We start from the raw sequence: 19,162 nt of genomic DNA, 5'->3' as shown, positions 1-19,162 counted from the left end.
GATGCGCTATTGAAGCTTGAGCGATCATACTTGGTTGAATGATTCCCGGTATTGTGTCGGCGAGACACTATACATCCGCTTAAACTGTCTTGAAAAATGAAGAGGATCAGTAAATCCGACGGAATAGGCGACTTGCTCTACGGTTAAGTCCTGCCTTTCCCGAAGCAGCTGTCTCCCTTTATCGATTCGCAGCTTAAGAAGAAAAGAAGAAGGGGACAGGCCGGTGATTTTCTTGAAAGTACGGGACAGATAAGCTCGGTGATAGCCCAGATCCTCGGCCATTTTCTCGATGGATACAGGACTGCCGAATTGAGTGGACAAGTAGTGGACCATTTGTTTGACAAGGACATGGTGACTTGCCGCTTCTTCCGCTTCACCATAAGGAATGAGCGCTTCCTTCAAATGAGATGCAAGTAAATACAAATATCCTACCGGCAAGAGCTCTGACAAATGCGCTTTTTGCTGGAATGCGTGACGAATATCTTGAAACAGCTTTGGTACGGCTGGGTTGCCTTCGGTGGAAAGGACGGGACTGCTTTGATGCAGTCCCACTTTTTCGATAAAAGCTCGGGCTGCCTTACCTTGAAATGCGACCCATCGATATTTCCAGGGGTCTTCTGCATCGGATTCATAGGAGATTAATTGCTCCGGATGAATGATGAAGCAATCCCCTGATTTCAATCGATATGTTTTCCCCTCAGACGTCAATATTCCTCTTCCCGACAAGACATAATGGATTAAGTAGTAGTCGTACACTCTCGGACCGATTTTATGATTGGGCTTCGTTTGGCTCTCGCCTGAAAATAGAACAGCAAGATCACTATTTTCTATGGCATATGGATTGAGCGCAACGGTATATGATTGTTTGTGCATTAGCAGAACCCGCCTTTTTGAATCGTACAATTTAGTACAATCTTTTAATTTTGACACTTGTTTTGATCCCGTTAAAATCAAAGGAATACGCTTTGGAGTTCAATTTTATTAACCTAAGCGTATAAATTCATCAATAGGGTAGTTCGTAAATAAAGCATAAGTCGATTTCTACATGAAATCAAGGCCGAGGTCACATAAATCCATATAAAACGCACATCGTTCCATAGCCATAGCCTGCAATCAAATTTATAGTAAAGATAAGCAGTCCATTCATGAATGATTGTATCGAATGAATTCACATGTGATATGAGGTGTATAAGGTGGCAAACACAATGAAGCAGCTAACCCAGCAATTTGTAGACAAATACGGTCAAAACGGCAGTGAAATTCGCGTGTTCCATGCGCCGGGACGTGTAAACCTGATCGGTGAGCATACTGACTATAACGGCGGTTATGTCTTTCCAGCGGCACTTACGTTCGGCACTTGGCTGGTAATCCGTCCGCGGGAAGATATGACGCTTCGATTCGCATCCACGAACTTTGAGCTGACAGGCGAGGTTTCCTTGGAAAATATCCATTATGATGAAAAGGACGACTGGATGAATTATCCGAAAGGCATCGTAGAACAGCTGCAAAATGCGGGCTACGGCGTATCAACCGGATATGACTTCCTGTACCACGGGGAAATCCCCAATGGTTCCGGGTTATCCTCCTCCGCTTCGATTGAAGTGGTTACGGCTTATGCGCTGCTTACGCTGGAAGGACATCCAACAGATCGTACGGAAATTGCGCTGCTGTCGCAAAAAGCGGAGAATCAGTTTATGGGTGTTCAGTGCGGCATTATGGACCAATTCGCTGTGGCGCAGGGGAAGGCCGATCACGCTATACTGCTCATGTGCGACACGTTGGAATACGACTTGGTGCCGTTTGAGAGCGGAGATTACCGCTTGATCGTCTCCAACACGAACAAAAGAAGAGGGCTCGTCGATTCCAAATACAACGAACGCAGATCGCAGTGCGAGGCCGCTGTCAAAGCATTGAACGCTGAGCTTCCGAATTTGACGCTTCTTGGACAGCTGTCGAAGGAGCAATTTGATCAGCATCAGCACCTCATTGAGGATGTGAACGTAAGAAAGCGTGCGAAGCACGTAGTCGAAGAAATCGACCGAGTGAAGCGCTCCGTAGAGGCGCTTAAGGCGGGGCAGCTGAAATCATTCGGGGATTTAATGAATGAATCACACGTTTCGCTTAGAGATTTATATGAAGTGAGCTGCCGTGAGCTTGATGTATTGGTAGAACAGGCGTGGAACATTGACGGAGTTTTAGGGTCACGTATGACCGGTGCCGGTTTTGGAGGATGCACGATTTCATTAGTTCATCAGGATGCGGTAAACGGCTTTATCGAGCAAGTGGGGAAAGTATACCAGGAAGAAACGGGACTCACTGCTGACTTTTACGTATGCGGTATCGGTGATGGCGTGAAAGAAATGAAGGAGGGCTAAGCATGGGAGTATTAGTAACCGGAGGGGCAGGATATATCGGCTCACATACTGTGGCCTCGCTTTTGGAACGGGGAGAAGAGGTCGTCATTTTAGATAATTTGTACCAAGGTCATCGTGAAGCTGTGTTGGGCGGCACATTGGTGGAAGGAGATATTCGCGACACTGGAGTGCTGGATGATATTTTTACGAAGCACAGCATTGACGCCGTTATCCATTTTGCGGCTAACTCTCTTGTCGGGGAAAGCATGAGCAATCCAGGAAAATACTATGAAAATAATGTATACGGAACGTTAAGCTTGCTGGAGGCGATGAATAGGCACGGTGTGAAAAAGATCGTCTTTTCTTCTACCGCTGCTACTTATGGCGAGCCTGAGCGTATTCCCATCGAGGAATCGGACCGGACGGAGCCGACAAATGCATACGGGGAAACGAAGCTGGCAATGGAAAAAATGATGAAATGGTTTGAGCACGCTCATGACATCAAATATGTTTCGCTCAGATACTTTAATGCTGCAGGAGCACACGAGAGCGGTAAAATTGGCGAGGATCATAACCCTGAGACGCACTTGATCCCACTCGTATTGCAAACGGCACTAGGCAAGCGAAAGCATATCTCTGTCTTCGGTGATGATTATTCTACGGCAGACGGCACCTGCATTCGAGATTATATTCACGTCTCCGATTTAGCGGATGCTCACGTTCTCGCGGTTGCACATTTGCGCAGAGGCGGAACCAGCGGAATATACAACCTGGGGAACGGTCAAGGCTTCTCCGTGAAGGAGGTTATCGAGGCTGCGCGCAAGGTGACCGGCAGAGAAATTCCGGTGCAGATTGAGGCGCGCAGAGCCGGAGATCCAGCGGTGCTTGTCGCTTCTTCCAAGAAAGCGAGAGAAGAGCTGGGGTGGAACCCGTCAAGAGACCGTCTGGAAGACATCATTGAGAGCGCATGGAGCTGGCACCAGCATCATCCAGATGGATACGGCGGGAAAGATAATAAATAACGAAGGAGCGTTGCAGCATGAATGATAGACAAAAGACCATGCATCCTTCTGAAGCGATAGAGCATCTCGTTCAGTTTGCGCTGAGCAAAAACATGATCGAAGCCTTTGACGTGTCATACAGCCGCAATCTGCTGCTGGATTTGTTCGGGCTGGATGCTCCTTATGATGCTGAGGTGCAAGTGGATGCGAACGCTCAGGTTTCGGAGCTGCTCGAGCCGCTGCTTGACTACGCAGCCGAAATCGGTCTGCTCGAGCATAATACGGTCACAGAACGCGATTTGTTGGATGCCCGGATTATGGGAGTGCTGATGCCGCGTCCATCTGAAATCTCTCGCCGATTTTTCGCTGCAGAGCAAGAACAAGGAATTCAGCAGGCGACACAGGATTTTTATGATCTGTGCATCTACTCCAACTATATTCGAATGGATCGTATACAGAAGAATTTATATTGGAATTATGCTTCACCGTATGGCGATCTAGAAATCACGATTAATTTATCCAAGCCGGAAAAAGACCCTAAAGAAATCGAACGGTTGAAGCAGATCAAGTCGAGTGGATATCCGAAATGTCTGCTGTGCGTCGAAAATGTCGGCTATGCAGGCAGACTTGATCATCCGGCAAGACAAAACCACCGCGTTCTTCCTATGCAGCTGAATGGAGAGGACTGGTACTTCCAATACTCACCGTATCTGTATTATAACGAGCACAGCATTATTTTGCGCGGCGATCATGTACCGATGAAATTGACCAAAGACACGTTCCAGCGGCTGCTTGACTTTGTGGACCGTTTCCCGCATTATTTCATCGGTTCGAACGCGGATTTGCCGATTGTGGGAGGCTCGATTCTAAGCCACGACCATTTTCAAGCGGGAAGGCATCGGTTTCCGATTGAGCAGGCGGAGGTTCGGGGCAGCTACCGGCATAACGCCTATCCGGAATTGGAGCTTCGCGTCGTGAGATGGCCGATGACTGTCATTCGCCTGATCGGGGCGAAGGAGCAGGTGCTGAGCGCTGCAAATGACTTGTTCGAGCGCTGGAAATCACATTCCTCACCGGAGCATGATATTTTCGCGTTCAGTGAAGTGGACGGAGAGAAGGTTCCACATAATACGGTCACGCCGATCGTACGCAGAAACGGCGAAAATTATGAGATGGACCTCGTTTTACGAAACAACAGGCGGAGCGAGGAGCATCCGGAAGGAATTTTCCATCCGCATCGTCCGCTGCATCATATCAAAAAGGAAAATATCGGTTTGATCGAAGTGATGGGGCTTGCCATACTGCCGGGCCGTTTAAAAGATGAAATGGAGCAGATTACGAGCCTGCTGACAGGGGAAAGCCGTCTTGACGATTCGATTTCTTCGGACAGCAGCCATCCTTTGTTCAAGCATGCGGCTTGGATCGAAGAGATGTTGGAGCGTGCGAATGGCATAGACCGAGCTTCAGCAGAGCAGCTGCTTCAGGAGGAGATCGGACGCAAGTTTACGAATGTGCTGGAGGACGCGGGCGTGTTCAAATTAGACGAAGCGGGAAATGAAGGTCTTCATCAGTTTATCGCCGGATGCGGCTGGACTTTACAATAATTTCTCCTTGCTTCATGAATAGTTCCAACAGCCTATTCATCACTTGATTGTTGGAAATAAAAATGTTTTAAAAATCGGACTTCATTACTGAGCGTAGATGAAGTCCGATTTTTTGTTACACAATCCGACATGAAAAAAATTTTTCATGACTATATGAAGAGGAATTTGCAGGAAGATGGCGAATCAATAACTATACATACTCGACACAATGTTACTTACATACTATGCAAAGACTTGAGGTGGGGAAAATGGGTAAAAAGAAAGAGGTACTTAAGAAGGAGAAGAAAGAGAAGCGAGTGAAGAGTGACAAGCTTAAGGACAAGAACAATTTTGGGGGTGTTGATTCGTTTTTCAATAGATTGAAGAGCACGATTCATTACAACCCTAGCAGATCGGTTGGCATGAAGCTGTTTCTATTCTTTTTCATCAGCACCGTTGTAATTGTTTCCTTCGTAGGGTGGAGTGCTTACAGCAGCTCTAAGAATATCATTACCGACGAAGTTTCCGTATTCTCTCATCAGAACGTAATCCAGGTCAGAGAAAAGCTGGATATGATCTATGAGAATTTGGATGCTCAATCGATTCAATTTACGACGGACGACAATTTGTCGAGTATGATTTCCAGTACGCTGCAAGCGAGCAATGGAGCATCTTATGATTATTTCGTTGCAAAAAATAATTTATCTGAGCGTTTGTCAAAAATCGAGTTCGGAGATGACCGCATCGAATCCATCAGCTTGTTCGACAACAGCGGGAATATGATTGCCAATACGGAAGGTATAGGCGAGATTGAGAACGCATCGGAGAGGGACTGGTTCGTGCAGGCTGTAGAAGCAGGCGGCAGAGGCTATTGGGTTCCTACAGATCCGCAGGGTCTGCTGAAGCAAGATGGGAATCCGACGTTCGGTATTTCCCGGCAAGTAAAGAACTATACAACGGGAAGCGCTTTAGGTGTTGTATTGATTGAAATCAAGATGAATGCGATATCCGAATATTTGGAACCGCTGGATATGGGTGAAGGCGGTATGAAATATGTTCTGGATAATGATCTGAATTTAATTTATTCAACAGACGGCGAAGGCTACGCCGAAAAAACATCGCTGGAAATTGCCGGAGAAGGCAAGCTCAGCGATTCCGTAGTTTCGGAGGATGCTTCAGGCAACGAGGTTTTGCTGTTGTATGATCAATCTCCGATAAACAACTGGGTCGTTGCAGCGACAGTGAAAATCAGCGAATTAACGAAAAGCACATCGGGGATCGCGAATGTAACGATCGGAATGATCATCTTCTCAGCCGTTATCGCCATCGTTATTTCGTTCGTGATGGTTCGTTTCATTGCCCAGCCGCTTATTGAATTGCGGAATCTGATGAATGAAGGAGCTAAAGGTAATCTGACGGTTCGTGTGAACACGAAACGGAAGGATGAGATCGGTGAGCTGTCACGCGGCTTCAACCAAATGATGGAACAAATCACACTCTTGGTGAAGCAAACGAATGCATCCGCGACAGAAGTACTTCAGACAGCGGAGCATCTGTCGGAAGTGTCCAAGAATACGGCCATTTCCTCCAAAGAAATATCTTTAGCTACGGAGCAAATTGCAGAGGGTGCCTCTACGCTGGCTGTTGAAGCGGAGAAAGGGAATGAAATTACGGCTGGAATCACCGAACAGATGAACAAGGTCGTTGATTCCAACGAAGAGATGGGCGTCGCTGCCCAAGATGTGCAAAAGGCTAGTGAACAGGGAATTGTCCAAATGGGACAGTTGATTGAAAAGACGAATCAAACCGAGGAAATGACCCGCTCGATGGTAAGCAAGGTAGAGCAGCTTCAGGAGAGCACTGCATCGATTCGAAAGGTGCTGGATTTGCTGCAGAACATGACGAAGCAGATCAATATCCTTTCTTTGAACGCGACCATTGAAGCTGCGAGAGCAGGAGCAGCGGGTAAAGGATTTATGGTCGTTGCTGATGAGATCCGTAAAATGGCGGATCAATCGCGTCAAAACATCGATATGGTAGGCGAGATAACCGAGAAAATCCAGCAGGAAATGCAGGAGACTGTGGAAACATTGGCGGATGCCTATCCTTTATATAAAGAGCAAATGACTGCTGTGAAGGAAGCGTCGTCGATCTTCGATAACGTACAGGAACAGATGCAGCAGTTCGTACAGCGGTTGGATGACACAACGCAAAATATTGAATCGCTCAGCCGTTCACAGGCCGTATTGTCTGAAGCGATGTCCAGCGTAAGCGCCGTATCCGAAGAATCGTCTGCAACCTCGGAGGAAGTGGCTTCGCTTGCTGGACAACAGCAGCATGCCAGTGAGGGATTGGTCGACCTTGCCGACCGCTTGGAGAAGCTGTCCAAGGAACTGCAGCAGTCACTCAACCAATTTAGAACAGAATAATAATATACTTGTACTTGAGGAGCGGCTTAAAGCCGCTCTTTTTTTATGATAAGGCCGTAAAATTTGTGGAGACATCCGTTGATGGCTCTATGGCTCCTATACTCGTATGAACACATGCTCGAAGGCAAAAAAACACGTCAGGCATTTTTTCTATGGATTATATTTACCTAATCATTATGAAACAGGCGAATAGGAAATCCGTACCAGCCCACACTAATACGGATCAGACTATCGGACGAAAAAGGCGGGATGAGGAATGTCAAAGAGAAGGTTGTTTATACTGCTGTGCGGTTTTTGCCTTTGTATTCTTCTTTTCAGCATACGTCTCCTTTGGGTTCAAATGGTTTCAGTGAACAGCTTATCAGGTAAACGATTGACCGTTCAATCGGTTCTGCAGCGGCAGCAAAGAGTGATTTTGGACAACTCAAGAGGCCAATTCTATGATCGCAGCGGAGAGCCTTTAACAGGGAAGCATATTCATGCGCTGTGTGTGTTTCCGGCTGCACTTCCGCTGCAGTTTTCTCAGGCAGAGAGGATCGCCGATATATTGAACGTCAAGGTAGAAGAATGGAATCGTTTCGTTGCTGGGCTCAAAGTGCCAAGTATATGGAAGGATCGAAATGGCCAAGAAATGGATTTGACGGTACAGCAAATCGAGCGTATCCGCACGCTTGGCATAGCAGGCATCATGGTTGTTCCCTATACGGTACGATATAGCGAGCCGTTTCAAGCTTCGCATCTGATTGGATTTCTTTCTGAAAATCCACAGCGTATTCAGCAGCAGTACCGGGCGGAATTGGAAAGAGGCATTCTAGATCCAACGAGCCGCATTGGAGCAGCTGGGCTGGAACTGAAGCTGGATCGCCTTCTATTGGGACAGGAGCCGACGGTTTTGTCCCTGCATACGGATGCCAATCAGCATGTGCTGGCTGGTCTCGGAACGGGTCTAACCTCCTCGCATAATATTCACTACCCGCTAAAGGTGATGCTGACGATTGATCGTACGATCCAGCAAAGACTGGAGCAGGAGGTGGATCAATACATGCAGTCTAGGGGACTTCGTGAGGCAGCCGTTGTATTGATGGATGCAGATCAACGAGAAGTGGTGGCGATGATCAGCAGGCCCGCATTCAATCCGAATGCTCCAAATATGAGGAGCGGCAATTGGGCCAATCACTCGATTGAAGCGGCCGTCCCCGGATCGATCTACAAGATCGTTATCGCGGCGGCGGCGTTAGAAAAAAAGGTCGTACGACCGAATGAAGTCTTTAACTGTCAAGGTACTCTTGGGCGTTATGGATTTCAATGCTGGAAGGAGCGCGGGCATGGTCCGCTCACTTTCTCCGAAGCTTTTGCACAATCGTGCAACATTACTTTCGCTCAGGTGGCCGTGCGACTAGCACCGAACGATATTATCGAGACCGCGCGAAAGCTGGGTGTCTTAGAAGGATATGATGTGCTTCCGGAGGAACAGTCAGGCCGCGTATTCGGGTCGATGGAAGACGCGGCTGATCCGGGAATTCTTGTTCAAACCGCGATTGGCCAGAGGGATGTGCGCATCACGCCTCTTCAGGCGGCGAATATGGTCGTAAGTCTGCTTCATCGGGGAGAAGTCGTCAGGCCCAAGCTAGTGAAGGAAATTAGGTTCCATAATGGCAGTCTGCTGAAGAAAGAACCGACGGAACGATTAGTGAAGGAGAGAGAGGGGATTTCGAGCTATACGGCGAACACGATTCTTGGAATGATGGAGCAAGTTGTTCAGCATGGGACGGGGATAACGCTGAAGCAGCATCCGTGGAAGCTGGCAGGGAAGTCAGGAACAGCACAGCTCGGTGAACATGGGGAGAACGGAGATAATGAATGGTTCATCGGTTACGGACCGGTACCATCACCACGATATGCGATGGCGGTGATGGTAAAGGATGACCGCGGCGCGCAAGGCCATCAGGGGACTGAATTGTTCGGACGAATTATGCGCGTGCTGGCGGAGGGGCCGTTCTAACCAGCTTGGAGGTCCCCTTCAGCTCCGCCAAGCTCTTGCAGCCGATGCCGAACATCGCAGCCTTCAGCTCGAATTCAAGCCGGGCCATCAGCTTGTCCAGCGCGGCTTCCCCTTCGATGGCAGGTTCAAGCAGACGTCGTCCAAATCCGCATAAGTCAGCACCGAGCGCCAGCGTCTTGGCAGCATGGAGACCATTGTGAATACCTCCGCTGGCAATTAAAAAGCCGTTCGGGCTGCATGCTCTCGCTTGTACAATACAGTCCGCTGTCGGCAGTCCCCATTCGGCAAATGTGTCGGCAGCAAGCTGCAGCTGAGGATCTTTCGCGCGATGCTTCTCTACCTCGATCCAAGAGGTGCCGCCGGCACCTGCTACGTCGACGAATGCGACGCCGGCTTCATACAGCTTGGCTGCTAATTCGCCATGAATGCCGAAACCGACCTCCTTTATTCCAACCGGAGCCTCCAGCTGCGTGCACAATACCCGTATTTTTTCCAGAAGACCGCTGAAATTGGTATCGCCTTCCGGCTGAAATATCTCCTGCATACTGTTCAGATGCAGGACAATACCGTCTGCCTGCAGAAGCTCCAACGCTGCTCTGCACTGCTCAACCCCGTATCCATAATTGAGCTGAACCGCACCTAAATTCGTAAAGATCGGGACCGTCGGTGCTACATCGCGGACGATAAAGCTGGAGCGCACCTCTGGATTTTCCAATGCCGCACGGACTGAACCGATACCGAACCCCCAACCTCTTGCTTCCGCGGCAGAGGCTAGGGTCCGGTTAATTTGCAGCGCTTCGGTCGTCCCGCCGGTCATGGAGCTGACGATAAACGGAACCTTCAGCGGTTTATGCAGAAAGCGGGTCTCCGTATGAATGCTTTCAAAATCAATCTCGGGCAGCGCTTCTGGAATGAATCGATATGCTTCTAAGCCGGTGGTATTTCCAGCGGATTGAACATTTTGCGTCAAGCAAATCTGAATATGATCTTTTTTTCTTTGTGATATCGATTCCATTGAGGCGCACCGCCTTTCGTAAATATTTCATTGACATCATACCATATTGTGGAGCCTGCAAGGGAGTGCACCTTTAAGAAATTCACAGACTGCTTTCCTTATATCGATTCAGACTTGCGGCAAATTCCTGCTCTTGTACAAAATGACCCGACGAATGACTGTAGTATATGTTATGGATCGTATGTAAAGCTTTGTGAGCCGACTGATGGTTTTGCAGCTCTTTGATCCGTTTTTTCATGGAGCTGAGCAGCTCGGGATAATCGAGCAGCAGTTGAATTTGCTCCTGCAGCTGCAGCTTATCCTCGGCGAGCCAAGCGGCTCCGGAATTGACGAGATAACGGGCATTATCTTCTTCTTGACCGGGAAGAGGCCGATACAGCAGCATTGGCAGGCTCTGGGATAAAGCCTCGGCTGTTGTTAAACCGCCGGATTTCGTAATTATAAAATCGGACACGGCCATGAGCTCATGGACGTGCTCTATGAATCCCGTGACAACCATATGCTTTAAGTGTCCATAGCGATTAAGACAATGTCTCAGCAGCCTTTCATTACGGCCGCAAACGACGATCACCTGCACTTTTTTTCGCTCTGAAAGGTGATCTAGAATAAGCGGCACATCTTCTCCCATAAACCCATAACCGCCCCCCATCCACATGACAGTCGGCAGCTCAGGGTTCAGTCCATGCTTGCCGCACAGCAGCTGTTTATCATAATGGAGTGTGAAGTCGATGCGAATCGGAATGCCGTCTGCAGTTACCTTGGATGTGTCTACACCATGTTTTTGAAGTGAGGATTTCACTTCTTCGGTTGCCACAATGTAGTGGTCCGTATGCGGATGAAGCCAATAGCCATGATTGGTATGATCCGTAATGACCGTTACGGTTGGAAGTAGACAAAGCTTCTTTGACTTTAGATGGGACATGGCTGCTGCTGCGATCGGGAACGTGCTGACGACGATGTCCGGCCGAAGTGTGTCGATCAGCCGGCACAGCTTTTTGGTTGAAAATAAACGAACGGAGTGAAGCACATGGGTCCAAGAGGAGCCGGGTTTTTTCGTTTTTTCATAAACATAACGGTAGAGTGACGGAAAGCTGCGCAAGCTCCGCAGAAACAGCTGCTTGCTGATCGTATGCAGTTTGGGAGACATCAGCTCCATCATATCGACGACATTAACCAGTCCGTGCTTTCCAGGCTGATGATTGGCAGCTTCCTGCAGGGCATATGCCGCCTGCTTGTGCCCGTCGCCGAAATCGCCTGTGAGGATCAAGATATTCGGTTGTTTCCGCTTCAAGATGGCTCACCTCTGGTTTTCCCGGCCCCTGTATGACTTCAAGCCGGTAATGGTATACAGCTCAACAAGCAACGTGTATGGCTGGTTTATTCGTTATTTTTGCCCATGGTTAACAATCTCATCCAGAACAACCAAACAACATTGAACGCGTTTTCTTTTCTTGAGGTTTATGTCACTTGACTTCACTTTGCAGTGCGATTTTATGCTAAACTACTGTTGGAAGCATGCAGAGGAAGGGAGAGATCGAAGTATGGAATATAGAACTTTTGGCCGAACAGGACATGAAGTATCCGTACTCGGCTTTGGCGCGATGAATTTGCCGAACGTTCCGCTGGAGCAGGCAAAGGCTGCTTTGAATTATGCGCTGGATCAAGGCATTAATTATATCGATACGGCGGCAGGCTATCGTAACAGTGAAGAGATCATCGGGGAAAGCATTTCACAACGCAGAGATGAGTATTTTTTGGCAACCAAAACGAATAAGCGGGATTACAAAACTGCAAAAGAAGAAATTGATCGAAGCCTCATAAGAATGAAAACAGATTATGTGGATCTTCTGCAAATTCATTATGTCAATTACACGAAAGATTTTAATCAAGCGATGGGTGATGAAGGGGCTTATGAGGCAGCTTTGGAAGCAAAGCGAGAGGGAAAAGTGCGCTTCATCGGAATTACCGGACATCGGCCCGAGCTTCTTGCGCAGTGGATCAGTAACGGGCATTTCGATCAGGTGCTGTTTCATCTCAATCTTCCTCAGCCCTTCGCATTAGATGCGCTCATACCTAAAGCGACGGAAATGAACATGGCGAAGGTCGCGATGAAACCGCTATCAGGCGGATTTGTACAGCCGGTTCGCAAAGCGATCCGATATCCGTACAGTCAGGATATACATACGATTATTTCAGGCATGGTATCGGTGGACGAGGTGAAGGAAAATTTGGCGGCAGTCTCTACGCCAGTAGACGATGAAGAACGCATTTCCTTAGAACAGCTGGCGCGCGCAATGGGAACCCATGATTGCCGGCGCTGCAATTATTGCTCTTGTCCGGTGGGCATTCCGATTCCAGATGTGATGATCTCCAGCAAGGTTCGAGATACTTTAGGATTACTGCCGAGAGGGAAAAAGTTCTATGAGACGAATCGCGATAAAATAACGGCCTGCCTAACGTACGAGCCATGCCGGGAGAAGCCGGAATGTGAACCGAAATGTCCGTATCATCTGCCGATGCAAAGTGTTATCCAGGCCGCGGCCGGATATGATGCGGGTTAGTACATCGCCATAAGAAAAGACGGGCACACGCCCGTCTTTTCTTATACTCTGACATCTAAATTTTGTCCGAGATTCGGATGCGGTGCCTGTACCTGCGGCTGTGAAGCTTGAAAATCCTGCAGCATCACAGCAGCGCTAGCCGCCTGCATATTGAGGCTGTTGTTTAGAACGGACAGGCTCAGCGCGTGTTGCAATGAAGAGAGCTGGATGGCCATATGATCCAAGGAATTCCCCTCCCAGAAGACAGTCTTTAACATCAGCATACCATAGCTGTTTTAGGCGGGAAAGCCCCCGTAAGCAATTAATTCAACACATCCAACTGTTGGTCGGCATTCAGCATTTCTTGATAGGCTTCATTCATTTGCTGCAGCTGATACACCTTCTGTGCCTCGGAAAGCTGGTCATCCCCAAGAATGGTTTGGGAAATGGCTTTATACGTTTGATCCGTCGTACCGGATTCTTGAAAAACCTCTTTATAGAAATGTTTACCTTCCATGATCATCCCTCCATCCCTATTTTTTCATCCACACGGAAAAAATATACTTCCACATCAAACAAAAGAATTTAATATTTTACAAAGCAGAGAGGCTGATGTTAAATAGAGTTATCATACAATAGGGAGTTCCATTTTATATGGGGAAACTTAATCTTCGCATGCCGAAAGGCTTCCGTCAGTTTGTCCTTTTTTTCAAGGAAGCAGGCAGAGGCGGAATCATTGGCAATATCGTATTAACGGAAAGCTTGCTCATCGCGGCGGGTTATCATATTACGACCGGTCTCGGAAAGGCGCTGGATATTGCCCTGATTGCGGGACTGGGGAGTGCTGCGGCCGGACTGCTGTGGTTTCTAATCTATTATTTGCTGAAATGGACGCGTATTCCGCTGCCCCGACATTTTATACTAGGGACACTGTTCTGCGGTATCGCGAATTATCTCATTTTTGAGCAATTTAACGCAGGACATAAAGTGGAAATTATGTTTACGGTCTATATGCTGGTCATGGGCTATATGCTTGGTTCGTCACTAGCATGGTTAAAGGGAAGGAGAACAAAGCTCCTGCCAGTCCTTTACTTCGCGCTATCCTTTGCGTGGCTGTTGTGGACATTGGTAGCTTTGTTGGACGATGGGAAAGACCCTTATCAGATCGCTGTAAAAGCCGCTCATCCTCCAGACGAATCGATGCAGGCTTTGCCGGATCCGTCGATGCGTGGAGACTTTCCCGTCTTGACGCGAACCTACGGCAGCGGCAACAGCAGGCCTCGTCCTGAGTTTGGGGAACATGCGGATTATAAGACAGGGACATTCGATGGGTCCGCCTATGTGTCCGGCTGGAAATGGAATCGGACGAAATTTTGGGGTTTTGAGGCGGATCAAATGCCGATTAACGGAACGATCTCGATGCCGGATGGAGAGGGTCCGTTCCCTCTGGTGCTGATCGTACACGGAAATCATATTATGGAAGAGTTCTCAGATCCGGGGTACACGTACTTAACCGATTTGTTGGCAAGCAAAGGCTATATTGCGGTTTCTGTAGATGAGAACTTCTTGAATGGCTCCTGGGCCGGTGGATTGAAGGGCGATTACAAGGCCAGGGCACTGGTGCTGCTTGAGCATCTCCGGGTATTTGAGCAGTGGAACGAAACAGAAGGACATGAACTGTATCACAAGATCGATATGGGTCAAATTTCGCTGATCGGACATTCTCGCGGCGGGCAGGCCGTAGCGATGGCTGCAGCCTACAATAAAATGAGCAAGGACCCGAAAGACAACAAGAAAGAATGGGACTATAACTATTCGATCCGGTCTGTTATCGCCATTGCTCCGACAGATGCGGGGACGGGAGAAGCGTCGGCGGTTGTAAGAGACGTTTCCTATCTTGTCCTTCAGGGGGCGAATGACAGTGACGTCAATTATTTCAGCGGCGATCGTCAATATGAGCGGGTTCGTTTTCGCCAGCATTCATCCGGAGAACCGCTTCATTTCAAATCTTCCCTGTATATTAAGGGAGCGAATCACGGTCAATTCAATTCAGTCTGGGGGGACAATGATCTGTCCTTCCCAAGGTCTATGCTCTTAAATAAAGCAGCACTGATGGACGGAGAGGAGCAAAGGCAAATTGCGAAGGTATGGATCTCTGCATTTCTCGATGTCACGCTCCAGAATAAAACTGAATACATGCCGCTGTTCCAAGATGCGCGCAACGGATCGGAATGGGTACCTGCAGCAGTCTATGTGAATCGCTACGCGGATTCGACGATGAGAGAATGGTGCGGATTTGAAGAGGACGATGATCTGGATACTTGTTCGAAAACCGGTGTGACGATCAGCCGCAGCGGCTTCAGCGAAGCAGCCGAGAAAGAAATGGAGTATCGGGTCGAGTCGTACCATAGGCGCAACGATGCGGTATATTTGCGGGGAATCGAAAACGCATCACAACCAGCATTATATACGTTGAAGCTTGATGAAAAGGTGAGTAATGAATTGACTGAAGAGGATGCGTTGACTTTTGAGATGGCTAGACAGGTCGATTCAGATGCCAGCAGCTTGGAAGTGACCCTCATTTTAAAGGACCAGAGCGGACAAATTGTTCAGCTGCCGCTGGAGGAGTTGAAAGAGGTCCCACCCGTGATTCGGACCCAGTTTACGAAAGCCAAAATACTGGACAGGTGGATTAAAAACGGATATTTCGGACGGAGCGCGGAGCCCGTGCTGCAGACTTACATCATTCCTGCAGATCAGTTTCATCAGCTGAATCCCAGCTTCGATTGGAGCAAGCTGGAGGAAATCAGCTGGAGCTTTACAAGCTTGCAAGGCGGAATCATTATCGATCATATCGGTGTGATGAAGCAGCAGACTTCATAGAAAGCTCCGCGAGTTATGTCCTGTAATGAACTAAATGATATTACATCCATTTGGATTGCCCAGGAAATGGGCAATCCTTTTCTTTTAGCTTTGCGCGTACCGCGACGAAACAGCCGCAGTGAAGACAGGTCGTTTCATATGCCAAGGATGGACAGCTGCGGCACACAGCCAGCCGCTTATGATACTGCTCATCATCTACACAATCCTCTGGATGTTGGGCTAAAGCCGATAAAATTCGTTCCAGCTGCTTTTCGGACACTCTCACTTTCTCAGAGCAGCCCTTGCACCCTTCACGTGCATTCATACTTCAAGCGTGATGCTGACGACGGATTTGGAAGGAAGCTCGCACGTCAGCCCATTATGATTCGTTTTCAGGCCGTCGAAGGAAACCGGCTTTACTGCATCCGGTTGATCAAAGGTATTGTGGGCTTGGATGGTGCCTGCAGTCAAGACTTTCGCAGCTGTCCCCTTAATGGCTCCGATGCCGCGAATATCGAACTGTACCGTCGCCGCACGTTCATGATCCAGATTGCACAACGTGATATGGATGCGGCCGTCCGCATCTCTAGAAGCCGATACATTCAGCTGAGGAATGGATTCATCACCCATGCTGTACGTATCGTTCACGAGATGAGCATCCAGTCTTGTAGCATCCTGATGCACCTTGTACATGTCGAAAACATGATATGTAGGTGTGAGCACCATCTTTTCCCCTTCGGTTAAGACCATCGCTTGGAGCACGTTAACAGTCTGTGCGATGTTGGCCATATGAACGCGTTCGTTATGGTTGTTGAATATATTGAGATTGATACCGGCTACGAGCGCATCGCGCAGCGTGTTTTGCTGGTATAAGAATCCAGGATTCGTGCCAGGTTCGACATTGTACCATGTTCCCCATTCATCGACGATGAGACCGACTCGTTTGTCCGGGTCGTACTGATCCATAATGGCTGAATGCTTGGTGATCAATTCATCCATTTTGAGCGTTTTCTTTAATGTAACGAACCATTCCTGCTCATCGAACTCCAGTGCAGAGCCTTTATCCTGCCAATTGTTCGGGAGCGTGTAATAATGCAGACTGATTCCATCCATATAGCGTCCTGCTTGGCACATGAGCACTTCCATCCAGTTGTAATCCCATTCGCTGGGGCCGCAGGCAATTTTGTACACTTTGTTGTCACCATAGTTTCTGACATATGTTTGATAACGGCGGTATTCATCCGCATAATATTCCGGGCGCATATTACCTCCGCAGCCCCAGCTTTCATTGCCGACGCCGAAATATTTCATTTTCCACGGCTTCTCGCGGCCATTATCTTTGCGCCAGTTCGCCATCGGAGACTCGCCGTCGAAGGTCATATATTCAACCCATTCCTGCATTTCCTGTACCGTGCCGCTGCCAACATTCCCATTAATGTAAGGCTCGCATTCGAGCAGCTCGCACAGCATGAAAAATTCATGCGTTCCGAAGTGATTATTCTCGGTTACACCGCCCCAGTGGGTGTTGATCATTTTCTTTCTCTGTTCGCGAGGGCCGATACCATCTTTCCAGTGGTATTCATCAGCGAAGCATCCGCCCGGCCAGCGAAGGACAGGAACACGAATTTGTCTAAGCGCTTCCAAAACATCTTTGCGAATTCCATTAACGTTCGGAATCGGAGAGTCTTCGCCGACCCAAATTCCTTCGTAAATGCAGCGTCCCAAGTGCTCGGCAAAATGACCGTAAATATGCTTGCTGATTTGTCCTCGTTCGACATCTGCGTTAAGAATGATTTGATTCATCGTCATTCTTAGAGTTCCTCCTATTCAGTACAGTGATTTTTATTAGAGCGAAGCTCATTACCTACAACATATCACGCAATCGAATGATTTTCTAGTGTTTATATTAATTAATTTATATTTTTATAATGCTTATAGGGTAACTTTCAAAATCTCCTTCAAGAGAAGGGGATGAGTTCATTTTCAACTGTGATATATTGGAGTTAGTGCACCATAATCAGTCGGAAAATGGATCACAGAAAGTTCAATTATCATTTTTGAAAATATACGCGTTTCAACTTTAGTTGCATTTTTGGGACAAGACGATTATGATAAATAATCGAGGTTTTGTATTAGATCTCCTTTGTTATACGAACAGAAGCAAATGCAACTTGAGGTGAGAGAAAATTGCCAACGATCTATGAACTGGCGGAGAAAAACAGGCACCATATCGGCAAAGGTGTGCGCATCAGTCGATTTCGGAAGCCGAATAGTTGGACCATACAAAACAGGATATTGATGTCTATTCTCATTGTCGAAAATATAAAGCTTTCCGAATTGGCCAAGCAGGTCGGCGTTTCGCCGCGTACTGTGGCGGCTTGGATCTATGAAGGAAGAAGACCCAGTGAGGACAACCAGCAGAAGGTTGCGGACATTGTAGGACTTCCCCCTCATATTGTGTTCTCTGAGCAGCAGGGTGATGGAATCATCGATATTCCGGAAGAGAGCAAATTTATGTTCCGTGTCATAAAGAATTCACCGGTCAAAAATCGGATACTTGCCGGGATGCTTGCCGTACATGACATCTCGGCTACCGATTTGTGCCGTTGGATTGATATCAGCCCGGCAACGCTCCGGAAATACATTCATCAAGGCACGAATCCAAGTCCAGAAATTCAGGAAAAGCTGTCTAGTTTTTTCAAAATGCCATTGTCATTAATGTTCGTTGAGACTTTGGTATAAAGAAGGGTGATGATCTCCATGATTCGACATGGGGATCTTTTTTTTTGTTGTTTATTTCCTAGGAAATGGACTGGACTTAAAGACAATTGATTTAATCGTGATATAATATTGTTTAATTGTTCTGATCATTCATTGGAGGGAATATGACGAAATTTGAGCTTCGCATTCGTTCGGAGAACGACATTTTAATCAGTCTAAGATGCGCGGGCAAGTTAATGAGGGAATTTGAATTCAATGAAATCGAAAGACAGAAGGTGCTTGTGAGCATTTCTGAATTAACGAGAAACGTATTATTCCATTCTGGAACAGACGGACTATTCATTTGCGAAGCGGAGGATACGTTACTGAGAATAACAGTCTCCGACCGAGGCAGAGGCATCGCTGATCACGAACAAGTATTACAAGGAAAGAAAAACGAGAATTCCAAAGGTCTAGGACTGGGGTTGATCGGTGTTAAACGTTTGATGGATGAATTCCATATCAATACTTCTCCGGGTGAAGGGACAACAGTGACGGTTATCAAATATCGGGAACCGACCTTAGCAGAAAGACGTCTATGAGTGATTGCTAATCAATGAATACATGATGAGCAAGCAGGAATTTGACATTTTAGGAGTGATACAAACCATGGATC

16 protein-coding genes are annotated in these 19,162 nt (G+C 47.7%); 9 read left to right on the top strand and 7 right to left on the bottom strand.

The genetic code is table 11. The features are described 5' to 3' along the window. Positions 1-24: 24 nt before the first annotated feature. Positions 25-873, bottom strand: coding sequence for an AraC family transcriptional regulator (locus ACFPXP_RS22470; protein WP_379896754.1), 849 nt, complete (start codon positions 871-873; stop codon positions 25-27). A 332-nt stretch (positions 874-1,205) separates the two neighbouring features. Here ACFPXP_RS22470 and ACFPXP_RS22465 point away from each other — a divergent pair, with 332 nt between their 5' ends. From ACFPXP_RS22465 to ACFPXP_RS22445, 5 genes are all read left to right on the top strand, one after another. Beyond that, the gene (locus ACFPXP_RS22465) at positions 1,206-2,375 is read left to right on the top strand and encodes a galactokinase (RefSeq protein ID WP_379896753.1); all 1,170 of its coding nucleotides are present in this window, start codon (positions 1,206-1,208) and stop codon (positions 2,373-2,375) included. A gap of 2 nt (positions 2,376-2,377) precedes the next feature. Next, entirely contained in the window at positions 2,378-3,376 is a 999-nt protein-coding gene (gene galE / locus ACFPXP_RS22460; protein WP_379896752.1) for a UDP-glucose 4-epimerase GalE, read from the top strand. Positions 3,377-3,393: 17 nt separating this feature from the next. Then, positions 3,394-4,959 (top strand): UDP-glucose--hexose-1-phosphate uridylyltransferase, encoded by a 1,566-nt coding sequence (locus tag ACFPXP_RS22455; RefSeq protein WP_379896750.1) that lies wholly within the window; start codon positions 3,394-3,396, stop codon positions 4,957-4,959. Positions 4,960-5,207: 248 nt separating this feature from the next. Further along, positions 5,208-7,367 (top strand): methyl-accepting chemotaxis protein, encoded by a 2,160-nt coding sequence (locus ACFPXP_RS22450; protein ID WP_379896749.1) that lies wholly within the window; start codon positions 5,208-5,210, stop codon positions 7,365-7,367. A gap of 256 nt (positions 7,368-7,623) precedes the next feature. Beyond that, positions 7,624-9,369 (top strand): peptidoglycan D,D-transpeptidase FtsI family protein, encoded by a 1,746-nt coding sequence (locus ACFPXP_RS22445; protein ID WP_379896748.1) that lies wholly within the window; start codon positions 7,624-7,626, stop codon positions 9,367-9,369. Here the strand turns inward: ACFPXP_RS22445 and fni are convergent. Next, complete coding sequence (fni, locus tag ACFPXP_RS22440; RefSeq protein WP_379896747.1) at positions 9,338-10,384, bottom strand: type 2 isopentenyl-diphosphate Delta-isomerase; 1,047 nt, start codon at positions 10,382-10,384, stop codon at positions 9,338-9,340. The genes ACFPXP_RS22445 and fni overlap by 32 nt on opposite strands. Positions 10,385-10,466: 82 nt before the next feature. Then, positions 10,467-11,675: an MGDG synthase family glycosyltransferase gene (locus ACFPXP_RS22435; RefSeq protein WP_379896745.1), complete on the bottom strand. Its 1,209-nt coding sequence runs from the start codon at positions 11,673-11,675 to the stop codon at positions 10,467-10,469. Positions 11,676-11,925: 250 nt separating this feature from the next. On the opposite strand from ACFPXP_RS22435, the gene ACFPXP_RS22430 reads away from it, so the two are divergent. Continuing rightward, the gene (locus ACFPXP_RS22430; protein ID WP_379896744.1) at positions 11,926-12,945 is read left to right on the top strand and encodes an aldo/keto reductase; all 1,020 of its coding nucleotides are present in this window, start codon (positions 11,926-11,928) and stop codon (positions 12,943-12,945) included. Between the two features lie 41 nt (positions 12,946-12,986). On the opposite strand, the gene ACFPXP_RS22425 is transcribed toward ACFPXP_RS22430, so the two are convergent. After that, entirely contained in the window at positions 12,987-13,160 is a 174-nt protein-coding gene (locus ACFPXP_RS22425; protein ID WP_379896820.1) for a putative motility protein, read from the bottom strand. A gap of 86 nt (positions 13,161-13,246) precedes the next feature. Then, positions 13,247-13,441: a hypothetical protein gene (locus tag ACFPXP_RS22420; protein ID WP_379896742.1), complete on the bottom strand. Its 195-nt coding sequence runs from the start codon at positions 13,439-13,441 to the stop codon at positions 13,247-13,249. A 137-nt stretch (positions 13,442-13,578) separates the two neighbouring features. On the opposite strand from ACFPXP_RS22420, the gene ACFPXP_RS22415 reads away from it, so the two are divergent. Continuing rightward, the gene (locus tag ACFPXP_RS22415) at positions 13,579-15,807 is read left to right on the top strand and encodes an alpha/beta hydrolase family protein (protein WP_379896741.1); all 2,229 of its coding nucleotides are present in this window, start codon (positions 13,579-13,581) and stop codon (positions 15,805-15,807) included. Positions 15,808-15,847: 40 nt separating this feature from the next. Here ACFPXP_RS22415 and ACFPXP_RS22410 read toward each other — a convergent pair whose 3' ends face one another. Both ACFPXP_RS22410 and ACFPXP_RS22405 read right to left on the bottom strand, forming a co-directional pair. Continuing rightward, positions 15,848-16,111: a DUF6171 family protein gene (locus tag ACFPXP_RS22410; RefSeq protein WP_379896740.1), complete on the bottom strand. Its 264-nt coding sequence runs from the start codon at positions 16,109-16,111 to the stop codon at positions 15,848-15,850. Next, positions 16,108-17,589, bottom strand: coding sequence for an alpha-N-arabinofuranosidase (locus ACFPXP_RS22405; RefSeq protein WP_379896818.1), 1,482 nt, complete (start codon positions 17,587-17,589; stop codon positions 16,108-16,110). The genes ACFPXP_RS22410 and ACFPXP_RS22405 overlap by 4 nt, the downstream gene beginning before the upstream one ends. A 384-nt stretch (positions 17,590-17,973) precedes the next feature. Here ACFPXP_RS22405 and ACFPXP_RS22400 point away from each other — a divergent pair, with 384 nt between their 5' ends. Together ACFPXP_RS22400 and ACFPXP_RS22395 are read left to right on the top strand one after the other, a co-directional pair. Then, positions 17,974-18,528, top strand: coding sequence for a helix-turn-helix domain-containing protein (locus ACFPXP_RS22400; RefSeq protein ID WP_379896738.1), 555 nt, complete (start codon positions 17,974-17,976; stop codon positions 18,526-18,528). Between the two features lie 143 nt (positions 18,529-18,671). Then, positions 18,672-19,088, top strand: a complete 417-nt coding sequence (locus ACFPXP_RS22395) for an ATP-binding protein (protein ID WP_379896737.1) — start codon at positions 18,672-18,674, stop codon at positions 19,086-19,088. Positions 19,089-19,162: the final 74 nt, after the last annotated feature.

The sequence above is a fragment of the Marinicrinis lubricantis genome (assembly GCF_042658665.1).
In the GTDB taxonomy this organism is placed as follows: domain Bacteria; phylum Bacillota; class Bacilli; order Paenibacillales; family KCTC-33676; genus Marinicrinis; species Marinicrinis lubricantis.
Note: the sequence above shows the minus strand (reverse complement) of the source record. Positions and strands in the feature narration are given on the sequence as shown.